Origin of the sequence: Streptomyces hyaluromycini, assembly GCF_002217755.1 — a bacterium.
Taxonomy (GTDB): Bacteria; Actinomycetota; Actinomycetes; order Streptomycetales; family Streptomycetaceae; genus Streptomyces; species Streptomyces hyaluromycini.
Map to the genome: position 1 here is coordinate 228,822 of NZ_BCFL01000030.1, position 16,544 is coordinate 245,365.

The window sequence follows — 16,544 nt, forward strand, 5'->3', positions numbered from 1 at the left end:
GCAACCTGAAGCATTCCTGAAGGCCCTCAGGTGAGGGAACGGGACAGATAGGGCGCGGTGACGCTGCCCTCGGCCCGGGCGACCTCGGCCGGTGGGCCCGCCGCGACGATCCGGCCGCCCCGGTCCCCGCCGCACGGCCCCAGGTCGATCACCCAGTCTGCGTCGGCCACGACCGCCATGTCGTGCTCGACCACCACGACCGTGTGCCCGGCGTCGACCAGCCCGTGCAACTGCCGCATCAGCACCTCGACATCGGCCGGATGCAGTCCCGTCGTCGGCTCGTCGAGGAGGTAGAGGGTGTGGCCGCGCCGCCCGCGCTGCAACTCACCGGCCAGCTTGATGCGCTGGGCCTCGCCGCCGGACAACTCCGTGGCGGGCTGCCCGAGCCGCAGATAGCCGAGGCCCACGTCAAGGAGTGTGACCAGGCTGCGCGCGACGGCCGGGGTGTCCGCGAAGAACTCCGCCGCGCCCTCCACGGTCAGATCCAGCACCTCGGCGATGTTCCGCCCCCGGTACGTCACTTCGAGCGTCTCCGGGTTGTAGCGCGCCCCGCCGCAGTCCGGGCAGGGCGCGTAGGCGCTCGGCAGGAACAGCAGCTCCACGCTGACGAACCCCTCGCCCTGGCAGGTCTCGCACCGGCCTCCGGCCACGTTGAAGGAGAACCGTCCGACGCCGTAACCGCGCTCCCGCGCCTGCCCGGTGGCCGCGAACACCTTCCGTACGACGTCGAACAGGCCGGTGTAGGTGGCCAGGTTGGACCGCGGAGTGCGGCCGATCGGCTTCTGGTCGACCGAGACCAGACGGCCGACCCCGGCCGGCTCCTCGGTGATCTCGCCGATCAGCGTCGACTTGCCGGAACCGGACACGCCCGTCACGGCGGTGAGGACCCCGAGCGGGAACTCGGCGGTGACCGCGCGCAGGTTGTGCCGGGTGATCGGACCGACCTGCAACCAACCCGTGGGAGAGCGGAGTTGACGTCCCAGCTTCGACTCCCGTGCGAACAGGTAGCGGGCGGTGGCCGACTCCGCGACCCCTTCCAGCTCCGCCACCGGTCCGCTGTGCAGCACCTCGCCGCCGTGCTCACCGGCCCGCGGGCCCACGTCCACCAGCCAGTCGGCGCCCCGCACCACGTCCAGGTGGTGCTCCACCACGAACACCGAGTTCCCGGCCGCCTTCAGCCGCTCCAGCACCGTGAGCAGCGCCTCGGTGTCCGCCGGGTGCAGCCCGGCCGACGGCTCGTCCAGGACGTAGACGACACCGAACAGCCCGGAGCGCAACTGGGTGGCCAGGCGGAGGCGTTGGAGCTCGCCCGCAGAGAGGGTGGGCGTCGCCCGGTCGAGGCTGAGATAGCCGAGACCCAGCTCGACGACGGGGGCGATGCGGGCGGCGAGGTCCGCGGTGAGGACCCGCACGGTCTCCGACCCGCCCCGGCCGCCCAGGAGCCGGTCCAGCTCCGTCAGCGGCAGCGCGACGAGTTCCGCGATCGTCCGGCCGGCGAATGTCACGGCGAGGGCCTCCGGCCGGAGCCTGCTGCCGCCGCACACCGGACAGGGCGCGCTGGTCAGGAACCGCTCCGCCTTCGCCCGCAGGGCCGGGCTCCGGGAGTCCGAGAAGGTCTTCAGCACGTACCGGCGGGCGCTCATGTAGGTGCCCTGGTACGGCCGTTGGATGCGGTCGGCGTCGCGGACCGGGTGCACGGTGACCACCGGCTGGTCGTCCGTGAAGAGGATCCACTCCCGCTGCCCGGCGGGCAGTTCCCGCCACGGCCGGTCCACGTCATGGCCCAGTGCGTCCAGGATGTCCCGCAGGTTCTTGCCCTGCCAGGCGCCCGGCCAGGCCGCGATCGCGCCCTCGCGGATGGACAGCGACGGGTCCGGGACCAGGGACTCCTCGGTCGTCCGGTGCACCCGGCCCAGGCCGTGGCACTCGGGGCAGGCGCCCGCCGCCGTGTTGGGGGAGAACGCGTCGGAATCCAGCCGCTCGGCGCCCGGCGGGTAGTCCCCGGCGCGCGAGAACAGCATGCGCAGGGAGTTGGAGAGGCTGGTGACCGTGCCGACCGAGGAGCGGGAGGTGGGGGCCGAGCGGCGCTGCTGCAGCGAGACCGCCGGCGGCAGCCCGCTGATCTCCGCGACCTTGGGCGCCCCGACCTGGTGGATCAGACGGCGCGCGTACGGGGCGACCGACTCGAAGTAGCGCCGCTGGGCCTCGGCGTAGATGGTGCCGAACGCCAGCGACGACTTGCCCGATCCGGACACCCCGCTGAAGACGGCCAGCACGTCCCGGGGGATGTCCACGTCGACACCCTTGAGGTTGTGCTCACGGGCGCCGCGGACGCGGACGTACGGGTCGTGGGGGCTGTGCATCGGGCGGACACTCCGTGACGGGCGGCTCGCGGGGCAGGGACAAACCCCGCGATCCTAGCCCGCGCGGCCGTTCGCTACTGCGGAGGGTTGCCCTGCCTCCGCTCCCGCTCGATGTAGTCGTCGGCCTGCTTCTGGGCCGCGTCGACCTGGGACTGGTACTTGTTGCCGGTCCGCTGGTCGATCATGTCGCCGCCCTTTTCGACGCCCTTTTTGGCCTGGTCCTCGTGGCCCTTGAGCATCCCCTTGAGCTTGTCCAGCATGGACATGGCAGCCCTCCTCGCTGGTTGCGGCTTCCATCCCCCAGCGTCACCGGCCGGGGCGCCGTCCGCATCTCGGCGGACGTCCCCGTGCGGGCCCGGCGAGCCTGTGCGAGCTTGGAAGACGCGGAATTCCGCCGATCGCGGAGGCCTCCCGAGAGGCTCTCGCGCAGCCGCCCCGCAGAGCCGCCCGCACAGCCGTCCGCAGAAAGGCCCGGCCCCATGACCACTCCCGGTTTCGGATTCGGACGCAGTCCCTTCGAGGAGTTCGACGAGCTGATGTCCCGCTTCTTCGGCGGATCCGGACCGGGTACCCCGGCCCGCCGCCCGCAGCGCGTCGACATCGGCAGCCTGCTGTCCGAGCGAGCCCGGGAGCTGGTCGCCGAGGCCCGTGACCTCGCCGCCGTCGAGGGCAGCGAGGAGCTGGACGCCCGGCATCTGCTGGCCGCCGCCACCACCCACGACTCCACCCGGCGGCTGCTCGCCGAGGCGGGCGCGGACCCCGACCAGCTCCGCGAGCGGCTCACCGCGGGCCACGGCGGCGGCGAGAAGACCGAGCCCACCACGCTCACCCCGGCCGCCAAGCGCGCCCTGCTCGACGCGTACCAGATCTCCCGCGCCGAGGGCGCCTCCTACATCGGCCCCGAGCACCTGCTGCGCGCGCTCGCCGCGAACCCGGAGTCGGCGGCCGGGCGGGCACTCGGCGACAGCGGCTGGGAGCCGACCCGGATGCCGGCCGAGGGCGCGGCGGAGCGCAGGAAGCCCAGCACCACGCCGACCGTCGACGAGTACGGCCGTGATCTCACCGAGGACGCCCGGGCCGGTCGCCTGGACCCGGTGATCGGGCGGGACGAGGAGGTCGAGCAGACCATCGAGGTGCTCTCCCGGCGCAGCAAGAACAACCCGGTGCTGATCGGCGACCCGGGGGTCGGCAAGACCGCCATCGTCGAGGGCATCGCGCAGCGGATCGTCTCCGGGGACGTGCCCAAGACACTGGAGGGCAAGCGGCTGGTCTCCCTGGACCTGGCCGGGATGGTCGCCGGCACCAAGTACCGGGGCGAGTTCGAGGAGCGGCTGAAGAAGCTGCTCGACGAGGTCCGCGAGCACAGCGACGAACTCGTGCTGTTCCTGGACGAGTTGCACACCGTGGTGGGCGCGGGCGGAGGCGGCGACGGGTCCCTGGACGCGGGCAACATCCTGAAACCGGCCCTCGCCCGCGGTGAGTTGCACCTGATCGGCGCGACCACGGTGGACGAGTACCGCAAGCACATCGAGAAGGACGCGGCCCTGGAGCGCCGGTTCGCACCCATCCTGGTCGGCGAGCCCACCGTCGACGACACCATCGAGATCCTGCGCGGCCTGCGCGACCGCTACGAGGCCCACCACCAGGTCCGCATCACCGACGAGGCGGTGGTGGCGGCCGCCGAGCTGTCCGACCGGTACATCACCTCCCGGTTCCTGCCCGACAAGGCGATCGACCTGATGGACCAGGCGGCCGCGCGGGTACGGCTGCGCTCGAAGACCCCGCCCACCGACACCCGGGACATCGAGGACCGGATCGCCGCCCTGAACCGGGAGAAGGACCAGGCCGTCGCCGACGAGGAGTACGAGCGGGCCAAGGAGCTCCGCGACCGCATCAAGGCGACCGAGGGCGAGCTGGAGCAGGCGGGCAGCGCCGAGGAACAGGCTCCCAAGGTCACCGCCGAGGACATCGCCGAGGTCGTCTCCCGCACCACCGGCATCCCGGTCGCCGAGCTCACCGAGGAGGAGCGGGAACGGCTGATGAAGCTGGAGGAGCACCTGCACGAGCGGGTCGTCGGCCAGGACGAGGCGATCACCGCCGTCGCCCGCGCGGTCCGCCGCGCCCGCGCCGGCATGAGCGACCCCAACCGCCCCGTCGGCAGCTTCCTCTTCCTCGGCCCGACCGGCGTCGGCAAGACCGAACTGGCCCGCGCCCTGGCCGCCGCCCTCTTCGGGGACGAGACCCGCATGATCCGTCTCGACATGAGCGAGTTCCAGGAACGCCACACGGTCTCCCGGCTGGTCGGCGCCCCGCCCGGATACGTCGGCCACGAGGAGGCCGGCCAGCTCACCGAGGCGGTGCGCAGGCAGCCGTACGCCGTGCTGCTCCTCGACGAGGTGGAGAAGGCGCACCCGGACGTCTTCAACACCCTGCTCCAGCTGCTGGACGACGGCCGCCTCACCGACGCCCAGGGCCGTACCGTCGACTTCAAGAACACCGTCGTCATCATGACGTCGAACATCGGCGCCGACCGCATCCTGGCCGCGGGCACGGAGGACTACACCAAGGTCCGCGAGGCCGTGATGCCGGCCCTCCAGCAGCACTTCCGGCCGGAGTTCCTGAACCGCATCGACGAGATCATCGTCTTCCGCGGCCTGGACCGCACCCAACTGCGCGAGATCGTCGACCTGTTGCTGGAACACACCCGGCGCCGGCTGCACGCCCAGGACGTCAGTCTCGAAGTCACCGACACGGCCGCGGAGTTGCTCGCCAACCTCGGCCACGAGCCCGACTTCGGCGCCCGCCCGCTGCGCCGCACCATCCAGCGCGAGGTCGACGACCGCCTCGCCGACCTGCTGCTGTCCGGACAGCTGGTGGCGGGCGAACGGGCGGTGGTGGACGCGGCGAACGGCGAGATCGTGATCAGGTCCGACAAGCCGGCCACGGTCTGACCGGTCCGGTCAGGAGGTCACGATCCCGGCCAGCCGCCGGTACGAGTCCAGCAGGGCCGTGCGGTCGTAGGTACTCGTGGTGACCAGCACCTCGTCGGCGGCGGTCTCCTTCAGGACCGTCTCCAGCTCGTGCGCGACCCGGTCCTCGGTGCCGGCGATGTGCCCGGTGAGAGCGGACTCGTAGAAGCCGCGTTCCTTCGCGGTCATCGTCCGGGCCTCGGCGGCCTCGGCCGGGGGCAGCGGCGGGAACGTGCCGTGGGTGCGGGAGTACGCCATCGACCAGGCCTCCGGGACGAGCAGCCGGTGCGCCGCCTCCGGGGTCCCGGCGACGGCGATCGTCCCGGAGATCACCACGTACGGCTCGGCGGCCCAGGGGGAGGGGCGGAAGCGGTCGCGGTAGTGGCCGATGCCGCGCCGCATCTTCTCGCGGTTCCGCAGGTCGCCGATGACCATCGGCAGCCCGGCCCGGGCCGCGATGTCCGCGCCCTCGCCCATCGCCAGCACGAACGGCGGCACGCGCAGCCCCTCCGCCGGGCGGGCCCGCACCCCCGTCGGCGAGGTGCCCTCGAACCAGCCGAGCAACTCGCCGAGCTGCGCCGCGAAGTCCTCGGCGTCGTCCTTGTCCCGTCCCAGCGCCCTGCGCACGCCGTCGGTGAAGCCCACCGACCGGCCCAGCCCCATGTCGATCCGCCCCGGATACAGCGACTCCAGCACCCCGAACTGCTCGGCCACGACCAGCGGCCGGTGGTTGGGCAGCATGACCCCGCCCGTCCCGACCCGGATGCCGCGGGTGGCGGCGGCCACGGCGGCGGCCAGCACGGTCGGCGCCGAACCCGCGACCCCGGGCACCCCGTGGTGCTCCGACACCCAGAAGCGGTGATAGCCGAGCGTCTCCACCTCCCGCGCCAGCGCCACGGTGTCCCGCAGCGCCTCGCCGGGCGCGTGCCCCTCCCGGGTGCGGGAGCGGTCGAGGACGGAGAACCGGGTCCGGGCGATGGTTGCGTTCACAAGGGGTTCAACAGCCGGGCGGCCCCAGGATTCCCGCCGTCACACGCGGTCCCTCCCCGTTCTAGGGTTGCCGCGTGACAGAGAGCAGCAAGCGTCCGATCGCCGTGTTCGACATCGACAACACGCTCGCCGACACCGCGCACCGGCAGCGGTTCCTGGAGCGCAGGCCGAGGGACTGGGACGCGTTCTTCGCGGCGGCACCGCACGATCCGCCGATCGCCGAGGGGATCGCGCTGGCCATGGCGACCGCAGAGGAATGCGAGCTCGTCTATCTGACCGGGCGGCCCGAGCGCTGCCGGCGCGACACGCTGGACTGGCTCGCCGCCCACGGGCTGCCCGAGGGACGCGTGCACATGCGGCGCAACGCCGACCGCAGGCCCGCCCGCCACACCAAGCTGGAGATCCTGCACCGGCTCGCCGAACGGCGGGAGGTGCGCGTCCTGGTCGACGACGACGAGCTGGTGTGCGACGCCGCCGAACGGGCCGGGTTCACCGTCGTGCGGGCCCGCTGGGCCGACCGCTCGGCGGCGCTGGAGCAGGCCCAGGAGGGTGAGGGGCGGACCTGACGGCAGGCCGTCAGCCCTCGTCGTCGATGCGGAAGCCCACCTTCAGGCCCACCTGGTAGTGCTCGATCTGCCCATTCTCGATCTGGCCCCTGACCTGCGTCACCTCGAACCAGTCGAGGTTGCGCAGGGTCTGGTTGGCGCGTGCGACACCGTTGCGGATGGCCTGGTCGATGCCCTCGTGCGAGGTGCCGACGATCTCGGTGACCCGGTAGGTGTGGTTCGGCATCGGGAAGCTCCTCTCGTCGTCCCTCCACGGTGCCGCATCCGGAAGCGGAGCGCGAGGCGTCGGTTCCGGGACGCAGCCGGCTCTTGACCCTCCGTATTGGTCCATACCAAAATCCCGTACACCCGCACGAGCCCCCGGTGCTCGTTCCCCCACGTCGGGCCCCTTCGGCTGTCCGCCAGACAGAACAGGACCCCCCGTGAGACATCTCCGCCCGCTCGCCCTCGTCTGTGTGTCCGCCGCCCTGCTGAGCGCCTGTGGAGTCCTGCCGGGCGGAGGGGGCGCGCGGCACACGGTCACGGTGTGGCTGATGCGCAACAGCGCCTCCGCGGACTTCCTGCGTCGGTTCACCGACGACTTCGAGCACACCCACAAGGACATCCGCCTGGACATCCGCATCCAGGAGTGGACCGGCATCGTGGACAAGGTGCAGACGGCCCTGAAGAGCGACTCCGCCGACGCGCCCGACGTCATCGAGGTCGGCAACACCCAGGTCCCGCAGTACGTCGAGGGCGGCCGGCTCACCGACCTCACCCTGGAGTCGATGCGCGACTGGGGCAAGGAGCACTGGCTGCCCGGCCTCGCCGAGCCCGGCCGGGACGACTCCCAGCAGTACGGCATCCCCTGGTACGCCGCCAACCGGGTCGTCATCTACCGCAAGGACCTGTTCAGGAAGGCCGGGATCACCTCCCCGCCGAAGACCCGCGAGGAGTGGCTGGCCGACACCGAGAAGCTCAACTCCCGGGGGAACCAAGGGATCTACCTCGCCGGACAGGACTGGTACACCCTCTCCGGGTTCATCTGGGACGAGGGCGGCGACCTCGCCCAGGAGACGGACGCCGGCTGGAAGGGCACCCTCGACAGCCCGGCCGCGCTGCGCGGGATGGACTTCTACCGGCAACTCCAGGCCCTGGGCAGGGGACCCGTCGACGCCGACGAGGAACACCCGCCCCAGGCGCAGGTGTTCGCGGGCGGGCAGGTGGCGCAGATCGTGGCGGTGCCCGGCCTGGCCCAGTCCGTCGTGCAGGAGAACCCCGAACTCAAGGACCAGATCGGCTACTTCCCGGTGCCGGGACTCACCGCGGACCACCCCGGCGCCGTCTTCACCGGCGGGTCCGACCTCGTCATACCGCGGAACACCGACCGGCCCTACGACGCGACCGCCGTCGTCGGCGCGCTGGCCGGCGCCAAGTGGGACACCGAACTGGCCCGCACCATGAACTACGTGCCCAACAAGACCACGCTGGCGGGCGCGGTGGCCGAGGAGGAGGGGGTCGCCGCCATGGCGGCGGGCGCCGCGCGCGGCAGGGCGACCCCCCACACCCCGGACTGGCCGGCCGTCGAGGCCGACAACCCGATCAAGGGCTACATGACCAAGGTGCTCGGCGGAGCGGACCCCGCGACCGAGGCCCGCCGCGCCTCCCGGCGGATCACCGAACTACTCGCGCCGGACTTCGGGTGAGGCGCCCCCGAAGGGGCGCGGGGCTGTATTGCATGTGCGGCTACCGCCGCGTGGGCGCGACCAGCCACGACGGCGCCGCAGACGACCGACGACATGGCGCGGCACCTCCGGCGGAGCGCTCAGCGGGCGAAGCTCAGGGAGAGCGCGAAGCGGCCCTGTGAGTCGGTCCACCAGTCGGTCAGTTCAAGGCCCGCGGTGGCCAGTTCGGCGGTCACGCCGTCCCGCCGGAACTTCGCCGACACCTCGGTGTGCAGCTCCTCGCCCGCCGTGAAGTCCACGGCCAGATCGAGCGCGGGCACCTTCACGGTCTGCGCGACCCGGGAGCGCAACCGCATCTCGATCCACTCGTTCTCGGCGTCCCACAGAGCGACGTGGTCGAAGGTGTCCGGGTCGAAGTCGGCGCCCAGCTCCCGGTCGACCACGGCGAGGACGTTCTTGTTGAACTCGGCCGTCACCCCGGCCGCGTCGTCGTACGCCCGGACCAGCACCTCCTCGTCCTTGACCAGGTCGGTACCGAGCAGCAGCGCGTCGCCGGGCGCGAGCAGCCCGCGCACCGAGGCCAGGAACCCGGCCCGCTCGGCGGGCAGCAGGTTGCCGATCGTGCCGCCGAGGAACGCCACCAGCCGCGGCCCCGGCGTCGCGGGCAGCTCCAGCCGGGCGGTGAAGTCGGCGATCAGCGCGTGCACGGTCAGCCCCGGCCGCTCCGCGACGAGCGCCTGGCCGGCCTGCGTCAGCGCGCTCTCGCTGACGTCGACCGGGACGTACACCTCGAGACCGGTGAGCGCGTCGATGAGCAGGCGGGTCTTCTCGGAGGAGCCCGAGCCCAGCTCCACCAGGGTGCGGGCGCCGCAGGCCGCGGCGATCTCGCCGGACCGGGTGTGCAGGATCTCCCGCTCGGCCCGGGTCGGGTAGTACTCGGGCAGCTCGGTGATCTGCTCGAACAGCTCGCTGCCCCGGGCGTCGTAGAACCACTTCGGCGGCAGCGTCTTGGGGGTGGCGGTGAGGCCGGTCAGGACATCGGCGCGCAGCGCGGCGTCCGTCGCGTCCTCGGGAAGGGTGCGGGTGACACGGAAGGGACTCACGTACAGGGCTCCTTCGGGAATGTGGGCGCCCCCGCCCGGACCGAGCCGGGGGTGGGGGAGGGTGCCGGGTCCTCGACCGGTTTCTCGACCGCGTTCTCGACGGGGCCGAGTGCGACTCCTGCGCGGCTCGCGGTGAGCAGTGTGCGGTCGGGGACCTCCCGCCAGCGCGGGTCGTCGTCGTACGGCTCGGAGGCGACGACGGTGCGGTGGCCGGGTTCCGAGAGGTAGAAGAGGCTGTCGCCCCAGGTGGTGGCGGCGATGGTCTCGCCGTCGGTGAGCAGGAGGTTCAGCCGGGCGTCCGGGGCGGCCCCGGCCACCTGCCGAACCGTTTCGGCGAGGGCTGGGCCCGGTGCCGTGCCCGACCGCAGCCGGTTGAGGGCCAGCGCCCAGACGAACGCCGAGTCGGTGCGTGCCTCCATCGACAGCAGGTCGGCCGGGGGCACCAGCGGGACGAGGGAGGCCACGGACCGCGGCCAGCCGGGGATCGCCCCGTTGTGGCTGAACAGCCAGCGGCCCGCGGCGAACGGCGCCGCCGCGGCCTCCGCGTCCGCGCCCGCCAGGGTCGCGTCCCGTACGGCGGCCAGCAGCGCGCCGGTGCGGACGACCCGGGCCAGGTCGGCGAAGGACTGGTCGGCCCAGATCGGCCCGGCCCGCCGGTAGCGGGCCGGCTGCGGATCCGCCGGGGCGTACCAGCCCACCCCGAAACCGTCCGCGTTGACCGTCCCGTACCGCTGCCGCCGGGGTGCCCACGACTGCCGGTAGAGGGAGTGCTCGGGCTCCACGAGGAGCCGGCCGAGCGGCTCCTCGGGTCCCAGACAGGCCAGATGGCGGCACATCAGGCGGTCTCCGCCGAGCGTGCGGTGCGGAAGCCGGAGAAGATCTGCCGCCGGATCGGGTAGTCCCAGTTGCGGAACGTCCCCCGGCAGGCCACCTGGTCCACGGCGAACGAACCGCCGCGCAGCACCTTGTACTCGGGGCCGAAGAACACCTCCGAGTACTCCTTGTACGGGAAGGCGGTGAAGCCGGGGTAGGGCAGGAAGTCGCTGGCCGTCCACTCCCACACGTCGCCGATCAACTGCCGTACGCCCAGCGGGGACTCGCCCTCCGGATAGCTGCCCGCCGGGGCCGGGCGCAGGTGCCGCTGGCCCAGGTTGGCGTGGTTCGGCGCCGGGTCGGCGTCGCCCCACGGGTAGCGCCGGGACCGGCTCTCGCCGGGGTGGTGCCGGGCGGCCTTCTCCCACTCGGCCTCGGTGGGCAGCCGGCGCCCGGCCCAGCGGGCGAAGGCGTCCGCCTCGTACCAGCAGACGTGCAGCACCGGCTCCTCGGGCGGCACGACCTCCGTGACCCCGAACCGGCGGCGCAGCCACTGGCCGCCCTCCCGGTGCCAGAAGTGCGGAGCGGTGATGGCGTGCTGCCGGATGTGCGCCCAGCCCTCCGGGGTCCACCAGCGTTCGTTCTCGTAACCGCCGTCCTCGATGAACTCCAGGTACCGGCCGTTGGTCACCGGAGTGGTGTCGATCCAGAAGGGCGCCACCTCCCGCCGGTGCGCGGGGCGTTCGTTGTCCAGCGCCCAGGGCTCGGTGGAGGTGCCCATGGTGAACGGGCCGCCGGGGACCAGGACTTCGGCCGGGCCGGTGAACGGCGGCGCCGGGGCGGGGTCCGGGGCGGTCAGGGCCTGGGGGCCCTTGCGGAGCTGATGGGTGATCAGCATCGTCTCGTCGTGCTGCTGTTCGTGCTGCGCGATCATCCCGAAGGCGAACCCCGCCTCGGTCAGCCGGGTACCGCTGAACGCCGCGCTGTCCAGCAGGTCCAGCGCCCGGCCGCGCACCTCCGCCGCGTACTGCCGGGCCTCGGCGGGCGGCAGCAGCGGCAGCGAGGGCCGCTCGGACCGCGGATGCTCGAAAGCGTCGTAGAGACTGTCGATCTCGGGGCGCATCGCCTCCCGGCCGCCGACGTTGCGCAGCAGCCAGAGCTCCTCCTGGTTGCCGATGTGCGCCAGGTCCCAGACCAGCGGGGACATCAGCGGGGAGTGCTGGGCGGTGAGGTCGGGGCCCTCCACGCAGCTGGTCAGCAGCGTGGTGCGGTCGCGGGCCGTGGTCAGGGACTTCAGCGCCCGGTCCCGCAGGGTCTCGATATCGATGTCGACGTCGGTCTCGGTCATGCGCTGATGTCCTTCCCATGGGCGCGAGCGGCCGTGCCGCGGAGTCGGTCCAGCAGGTCGTCGGCCGGGCAGCGGCCCCGCAGGACGTACCGGTCCCGGTACGCCGCCACGGCGTCCACGACCTCGGAGGTGGCGCCGAGCCTCGGCAGGGCCTCAAGGGCCGCCGTGAAGCAGCCGACGGCGGCCTCGTGCAGCTCCGGGTCGCGGAGCCCGGTCCGGGCCGCGTCGATCCACAGCGGGTTGTTCGGGGCGGGCTGCGGTCCCGCGCGCTCGGTCAGCGGTTTCACCGTCCGGTACGCGGTCTCGGCGGCCTGCGAGTCGTCGAACAGCGCCGCCGTCACCGCCAGCGGCACGATCCAGCCGTCGTCGCCGGGCTGTGCGTCGATCATCCGCAGCTCCAGATGACCGCGCGGCCTGACCGGCGGGAACAGCGTGGTGAGGTGGTACGCCAGATCCGCGCCGGTGGGCGCTCCCGACCGGGTCCAGGCCCGGAAGGTCAGGCCCTCGGGAACCTCCCAGGGGCCGCCGTCCCGCCGTACGCACATCACCGGTGCGTCGAGCACATGCCGGGCCCAGGCGGTGCGCGGGTCGCCGTCCAGCGGGGGCGCGCCCGCACGGCCCGCGCCGATCTCCATCCACAGCAGCTGCCGGGTGGAGAGCCAGCCGGTGGGCCGCTGGCCGACCAGTGGGGAGTTCGCGAACGCCGCCACCAGCACCGGGCCCAGCTGATGGGCCAGCCACCAGCGCCGGGTGTAGCCCAGCGGTCCGGGCTCCTCGTGGCCGGCGTCCAGGCAGACCTGTACGGAGGCCGAGGAGCACATCATGTGGCGGCCCGCCGTGCCGGTACGGTCCAGGCAGCTCTCCATCGCGTCGTAGCGCGGTTCGCGCAGGAAGCGGCGGGGTGAATGCCAGGGATCGTGACCGACGCCCACGAGTCCGAGGTCCTGTTCGGCGAGGACCTTGCGGACGGCGTCCAGGTCGGCGGAGACGGTGCCGATGCACTCCGTGAGGGAGGCGGCGGGCGGCGAGCTGAGCTCCAGCTGGCCGCCGGGTTCGACGGTGAGCGCCGACCCCAGGGGCACCGTGCGCAGTGCGGCATAGGCCGCTTCGAGCCGTTCGGGTGTTACGGGGAGCTGCGGCCGGCGCAGCTCGTGGACCAGCCATTCCACTTCCACCCCGAGCGTGCGGGGCGGACCGGTCTTGAAGCAGATGCCCTTGACCAGGGCCTCCACCTCGGCCTCGGTGACAGCGGTGCGGTCGTCCGAGAAGTCGGTCTTAACGGACCTGTCGGTACAGTCGCCGTCGTCGGATATCGAGTCGGACATGTAGGGATCCTCCTGAAGATTCCACCATGCCACCGCCCCGGCCGTGGAAGCGTCCGGGGCGGCATCGTCCGTTCCACCCAAGACCGTCGCGTCCATTCGCACAAGGGCACCTATGGGGACGTTCTAGATCGGTAACCTCTGCTTCCTTGCGAGTTTCCGACTGTTTCGGGCCATGGAAACTCCGTTGCACGGCACCACCAGCATCGCCCAGGATGCGTGCATGAGCACGACGGGGGAGGCCGCGCGGGCCGCGGTCATGGCGCCCACGGGGGTGGCGCCATGAGCGCGCGCCTGCGTGGTGTCGCTCAGCAGACCGAACAGATCGTGGCGGCGGGGAGCTACCGCACGCCCGACGGCCGGGAGGTCGTCCTGGCGGCCGGCATCGCCGCCGCACGGGCCGGGACGCGGCTGTACGGCCCGGAGCCGGTGCCGGTCCCGTCCGCCCCGGACCTGGACACCGTCTTCGAGGTCACCGGCGAGAGCAGCCTGGAGGCCGCCCGCCGCCTCGCCGACACCCCGGTGGCCGTCCTGAACTTCGCCTCGGCCCGCAATCCGGGCGGCGGCTACCTGAACGGCGCCCAGGCGCAGGAGGAGGCCCTGTGCCGCGCCTCCGCGCTTTACACGTGTGTGCGCGAGGCCGCCGAGTACTACGACCACCACCGCGCCCACCGCGACCCCTTCTACACGGACCGGGCGATCCACTCCCCGGCCGTCCCGGTCTTCCGCGACGACCGCGGCCGCCTCCTCGCCGAGCCCTACCGCGCCGGGTTCCTCACGGCCGCCGCGCCCAACGCCGGCGTGATCCGCCGTACGGCCCCGGAGCGGGCCGGCGAGCTGCCGGGCGCCCTCGCCGTACGGGCCGAACGGGTGCTGGAGGTCGCCGCGGCGCACGGCTACCGGCGGCTGGTCCTCGGCGCCTGGGGCTGCGGGGTGTTCCAGAACGACCCCGCACAGGTCGCGGGCGCCTTCCGGGGCCTGCTGGGCCCCGGCGGACGGTTCGCGCGGACCTTCGAACACGCGGTGTTCGGGATCCTGGACCGCACGCCGGGATCGACCACCCGAACCGCCTTCACCGAGGCGTTCCGGACCGCCGGCGCCTAAGCGGGGCCGTATCCGATATGCGGCTACCGCCGCGTGGGCGCGACCAGCCCCCACCGGCCCGCGGTGAACGAACCGCGCAACCAGCGGAGCGCCCGGCTCACTTCCAGCCGTACCGCTCGTGCAGCCGGTTGCGTACGAGGTTGAAGCGGCCCCGGTCGAGTGCGCAGGCCTCGCGGCGCATGCCGTCCTCGTGCAGCCGCAGTACGCGGTCCACGTCCACCCAGGAGTCGCGCCCGGAGCGGTCCCACGGCCCGCTGCCGATCGCCACCCACTCGCGGTCGTTGTCGTGCCGCTTGCTGGACAGCTGGACGGCGAGCAGGGTGCCGGCCGCCTCCCGGGCGACGACCAGCACCGGCCGGTCCTTGCCCCGCCCGTCGTTCTCCTCGAAGGGCACCCAGGTCCACACGATCTCACCGGGGTCGGGGTCGCCGTCGTGGGCGGGGGAGTACTCGGTGCGCACCTTGCCGACCTCGTGCGGGTCGGCCTCGGCGGTCGCGGTGGGGCCGTACCGGCCGGGGATGTTCTCGTCGTCGATATACGCAGTCACGAGGGCACCCTAAGGGGCCTCACCCTGCGAGGACCGGCGGGGTGGCGGTGCGGTGCAGCTCGGCCTCGATCAACTCGGCGGTGACCTCCGGGCGTTCGATGTGCGGAAGGTGTCCGGCCTCGGGGATCGGCGCGAACCGGCCCTGCGGGAAGGCCTTCGCGTAGGCGGCTCCGTACGCGGGCGTGACGATACGGTCGCTCTCGCCCCAGATCACCAGCGTGGGCTGCCGCACCCGCCCCAGCCGGGGCAGCAGCTTCGGGTCGGTCATCCGGCCGCCGTCGGTGAGCAGCCGCATGGTCGCCATGTTGGCCTGGCGGCGGGCGAGTTCGGCTGCGGGCAGGGTGGCCGGGTCGACGTAGAAGCGGTCCGGGTCGTGCCAGGAGTGCTCGGCCTGGGCGCGCGGATCCAGCGCGAAGAAGTCGGTGACCTGTTCGCCCTCGATGTCCGCGCCGACCGCGTTGACCAGGACCACGCCGGTGACCGTCCCCGCCGTGTCGCGTACGGCCATCTCGGCGGCGAGTTGGCCGCCCAGGGAGGAGCCGATGACCAGGACGTCGCTCAACTCGGCGTCCTGGAGCAGGTGGAGGTACGCGACGGCGAGGTCGTCGACGCTGGTCAGCCAGTCGGGGCGGGGTGTGCCGTCCCAGCCGGGGTGGACCGGGGTGATGGTGTGGGCCGACCCGGCGAGGCGGGCGGCGAGGCCGGCGACCGTGGCGGGGCCGCCGCCTCCGTGGAGCACGAGCACCGGGCGGCCGGAACCGGCCTCGGTCAGCGAGACGGAGAGGTCGGGGTACACCTGGGCGATGCGATTCGTCGTCATGCCGCTCACTCTAACTAAGCATGTTTATATAAACAAGCTTAGTCATCGGCTACAGTGGAGCCATGCACGATGACCTGCAAGTTCTCGGAAGAGCGGTGAAACAGGCCCAGTACCGCCAGCACAGGGCGATGGACAGCGCGCTCTCGGCCGTCGGCACCACCCTCGCGCAGTGGGACGCGCTGCGGGCCATCGACCGGTCGCCGGGCGCCTCGGCGCGCGAGCTGGCCGCGGCCACCTTCCAGAGCGAGCAGGCCTTCGGCACGCTGGTCGGCCGGCTGGCCGCGCAGGGCCTGGTGGAACGGCGGCCGGGCCGCGGGCGGCGCATCGAGCACCATCTGACGCCCGACGGGGAGCGGGTGCTGGCGGCAGGGCACGGGGTCGCTGGCGAGGTGCTCGCCGACTGCTTCGCAGGGCTGTCGGCGGCGGAGCGGGCGACGCTGCTGGAGCTGCTGCGGCGGCTCAACGCGCAGGAATGACCACAGGGGTGCCCCCCCGGCGCGGCCGGCGGGGACCCCTGCTCTTCGGCTGTCACTCGCCTTCTACGGCTGTCACTCGTCCTTTACGGGTGCTGCTCGCCGTCCTGCTCCACCGGCACCTTCTGGGTCTTCGGCTCCGTGACCCCGTTGAGAGCCGGTGAAGTCCCGCCCGGTGTCTGACCGTTCTGGTTCATCGAGGCAAGGAGCTGGCGGGCCAGCCCCAGTCCGGTGCCGCCCATCGTGAGCGCCTTCGCGAACAGCTCGGCCATGCCGTCGGCGCCGTTGAGCAGCACCATGTTGTCGACGTTGCCGAAGGCGGAGGCGCCGGCCCTGACGATCTCCGGCCAGTTCTCGGCGAGTTGCTGGGCGACGACCGCCTCCTGGTTCTCGGCGAGCGCGGCCGCACGGGCCTTGATGGCCGCGGCCTCGGCGAGACCTTTGGCCTTGGCCGCCTCGGCC

The 16,544-nt window shown here is 72.7% G+C and carries 16 protein-coding genes; 5 read left to right on the forward strand and 11 right to left on the reverse strand.

Annotated elements, in window-relative coordinates:
• Positions 1–26 precede the first annotated feature (26 nt).
• Both SSP29_RS41355 and SSP29_RS57350 read right to left on the reverse strand, forming a co-directional pair.
• A complete protein-coding gene (locus SSP29_RS41355) occupies positions 27–2,363 on the reverse strand; it encodes an ATP-binding cassette domain-containing protein (protein ID WP_089106097.1) in 2,337 nt (778 codons plus the stop codon).
• 74 nt (positions 2,364–2,437) lie between these two features.
• A complete protein-coding gene (locus SSP29_RS57350) occupies positions 2,438–2,629 on the reverse strand; it encodes an antitoxin (RefSeq protein ID WP_089106098.1) in 192 nt (63 codons plus the stop codon).
• Between the two features lie 213 nt (positions 2,630–2,842).
• Here SSP29_RS57350 and SSP29_RS41365 point away from each other — a divergent pair, with 213 nt between their 5' ends.
• Positions 2,843–5,314: an ATP-dependent Clp protease ATP-binding subunit gene (locus SSP29_RS41365; RefSeq protein ID WP_089106099.1), complete on the forward strand. Its 2,472-nt coding sequence runs from the start codon at positions 2,843–2,845 to the stop codon at positions 5,312–5,314.
• Between the two features lie 9 nt (positions 5,315–5,323).
• Here the strand turns inward: SSP29_RS41365 and SSP29_RS41370 are convergent, their stop codons facing one another.
• Positions 5,324–6,322 (reverse strand): LLM class flavin-dependent oxidoreductase, encoded by a 999-nt coding sequence (locus SSP29_RS41370; RefSeq protein ID WP_089106100.1) that lies wholly within the window; start codon positions 6,320–6,322, stop codon positions 5,324–5,326.
• A gap of 74 nt (positions 6,323–6,396) precedes the next feature.
• On the opposite strand from SSP29_RS41370, the gene SSP29_RS41375 reads away from it, so the two are divergent.
• Positions 6,397–6,888 (forward strand): phosphatase domain-containing protein, encoded by a 492-nt coding sequence (locus tag SSP29_RS41375; protein ID WP_089106101.1) that lies wholly within the window; start codon positions 6,397–6,399, stop codon positions 6,886–6,888.
• A gap of 10 nt (positions 6,889–6,898) precedes the next feature.
• Here the strand turns inward: SSP29_RS41375 and SSP29_RS57355 are convergent, their stop codons facing one another.
• A complete protein-coding gene (locus SSP29_RS57355) occupies positions 6,899–7,114 on the reverse strand; it encodes a dodecin (RefSeq protein ID WP_089106102.1) in 216 nt (71 codons plus the stop codon).
• A 196-nt stretch (positions 7,115–7,310) separates the two neighbouring features.
• On the opposite strand from SSP29_RS57355, the gene SSP29_RS41385 reads away from it, so the two are divergent.
• Positions 7,311–8,573, forward strand: coding sequence for an extracellular solute-binding protein (locus tag SSP29_RS41385; RefSeq protein WP_245883494.1), 1,263 nt, complete (start codon positions 7,311–7,313; stop codon positions 8,571–8,573).
• A 119-nt stretch (positions 8,574–8,692) separates the two neighbouring features.
• Here the strand turns inward: SSP29_RS41385 and egtD are convergent, their stop codons facing one another.
• Genes egtD through egtA form a run of 4 tightly spaced genes read right to left on the reverse strand, consistent with a single transcriptional unit; the run spans position 8,693 to position 13,141 of the window.
• Positions 8,693–9,655, reverse strand: a complete 963-nt coding sequence (gene egtD, locus SSP29_RS41390) for an L-histidine N(alpha)-methyltransferase (protein WP_089106103.1) — start codon at positions 9,653–9,655, stop codon at positions 8,693–8,695.
• Positions 9,652–10,491 (reverse strand): ergothioneine biosynthesis protein EgtC, encoded by an 840-nt coding sequence (gene egtC / locus SSP29_RS41395; RefSeq protein ID WP_089106104.1) that lies wholly within the window; start codon positions 10,489–10,491, stop codon positions 9,652–9,654. The genes egtD and egtC overlap by 4 nt, the downstream gene beginning before the upstream one ends.
• Positions 10,491–11,816, reverse strand: coding sequence for an ergothioneine biosynthesis protein EgtB (gene egtB, locus SSP29_RS41400; protein WP_089106105.1), 1,326 nt, complete (start codon positions 11,814–11,816; stop codon positions 10,491–10,493). The genes egtC and egtB overlap by 1 nt, the downstream gene beginning before the upstream one ends.
• Positions 11,813–13,141, reverse strand: a complete 1,329-nt coding sequence (gene egtA / locus SSP29_RS41405; RefSeq protein ID WP_089106106.1) for an ergothioneine biosynthesis glutamate--cysteine ligase EgtA — start codon at positions 13,139–13,141, stop codon at positions 11,813–11,815. The genes egtB and egtA overlap by 4 nt, the downstream gene beginning before the upstream one ends.
• A 279-nt stretch (positions 13,142–13,420) precedes the next feature.
• On the opposite strand from egtA, the gene SSP29_RS41410 reads away from it, so the two are divergent.
• The gene (locus SSP29_RS41410) at positions 13,421–14,242 is read left to right on the forward strand and encodes a TIGR02452 family protein (RefSeq protein ID WP_150135914.1); all 822 of its coding nucleotides are present in this window, start codon (positions 13,421–13,423) and stop codon (positions 14,240–14,242) included.
• 97 nt (positions 14,243–14,339) lie between these two features.
• Here SSP29_RS41410 and SSP29_RS41415 read toward each other — a convergent pair whose 3' ends face one another.
• Together SSP29_RS41415 and SSP29_RS41420 are read right to left on the reverse strand one after the other, a co-directional pair.
• A complete protein-coding gene (locus tag SSP29_RS41415; RefSeq protein ID WP_089106108.1) occupies positions 14,340–14,789 on the reverse strand; it encodes a type II toxin-antitoxin system PemK/MazF family toxin in 450 nt (149 codons plus the stop codon).
• Between the two features lie 19 nt (positions 14,790–14,808).
• On the reverse strand, positions 14,809–15,609 hold the full coding sequence (locus SSP29_RS41420) for an alpha/beta fold hydrolase (RefSeq protein ID WP_089106109.1): 801 nt from the start codon (positions 15,607–15,609) through the stop codon (positions 14,809–14,811).
• Between the two features lie 62 nt (positions 15,610–15,671).
• Between SSP29_RS41420 and SSP29_RS41425 the strand changes: the two genes are divergently transcribed.
• Positions 15,672–16,085: a MarR family winged helix-turn-helix transcriptional regulator gene (locus SSP29_RS41425; RefSeq protein WP_089106110.1), complete on the forward strand. Its 414-nt coding sequence runs from the start codon at positions 15,672–15,674 to the stop codon at positions 16,083–16,085.
• Positions 16,086–16,168: 83 nt separating this feature from the next.
• Here the strand turns inward: SSP29_RS41425 and SSP29_RS57360 are convergent.
• Positions 16,169–16,544 (reverse strand): flotillin domain-containing protein (locus SSP29_RS57360; protein WP_275539785.1); only part of this gene is annotated, 376 nt, incomplete at its 5' end.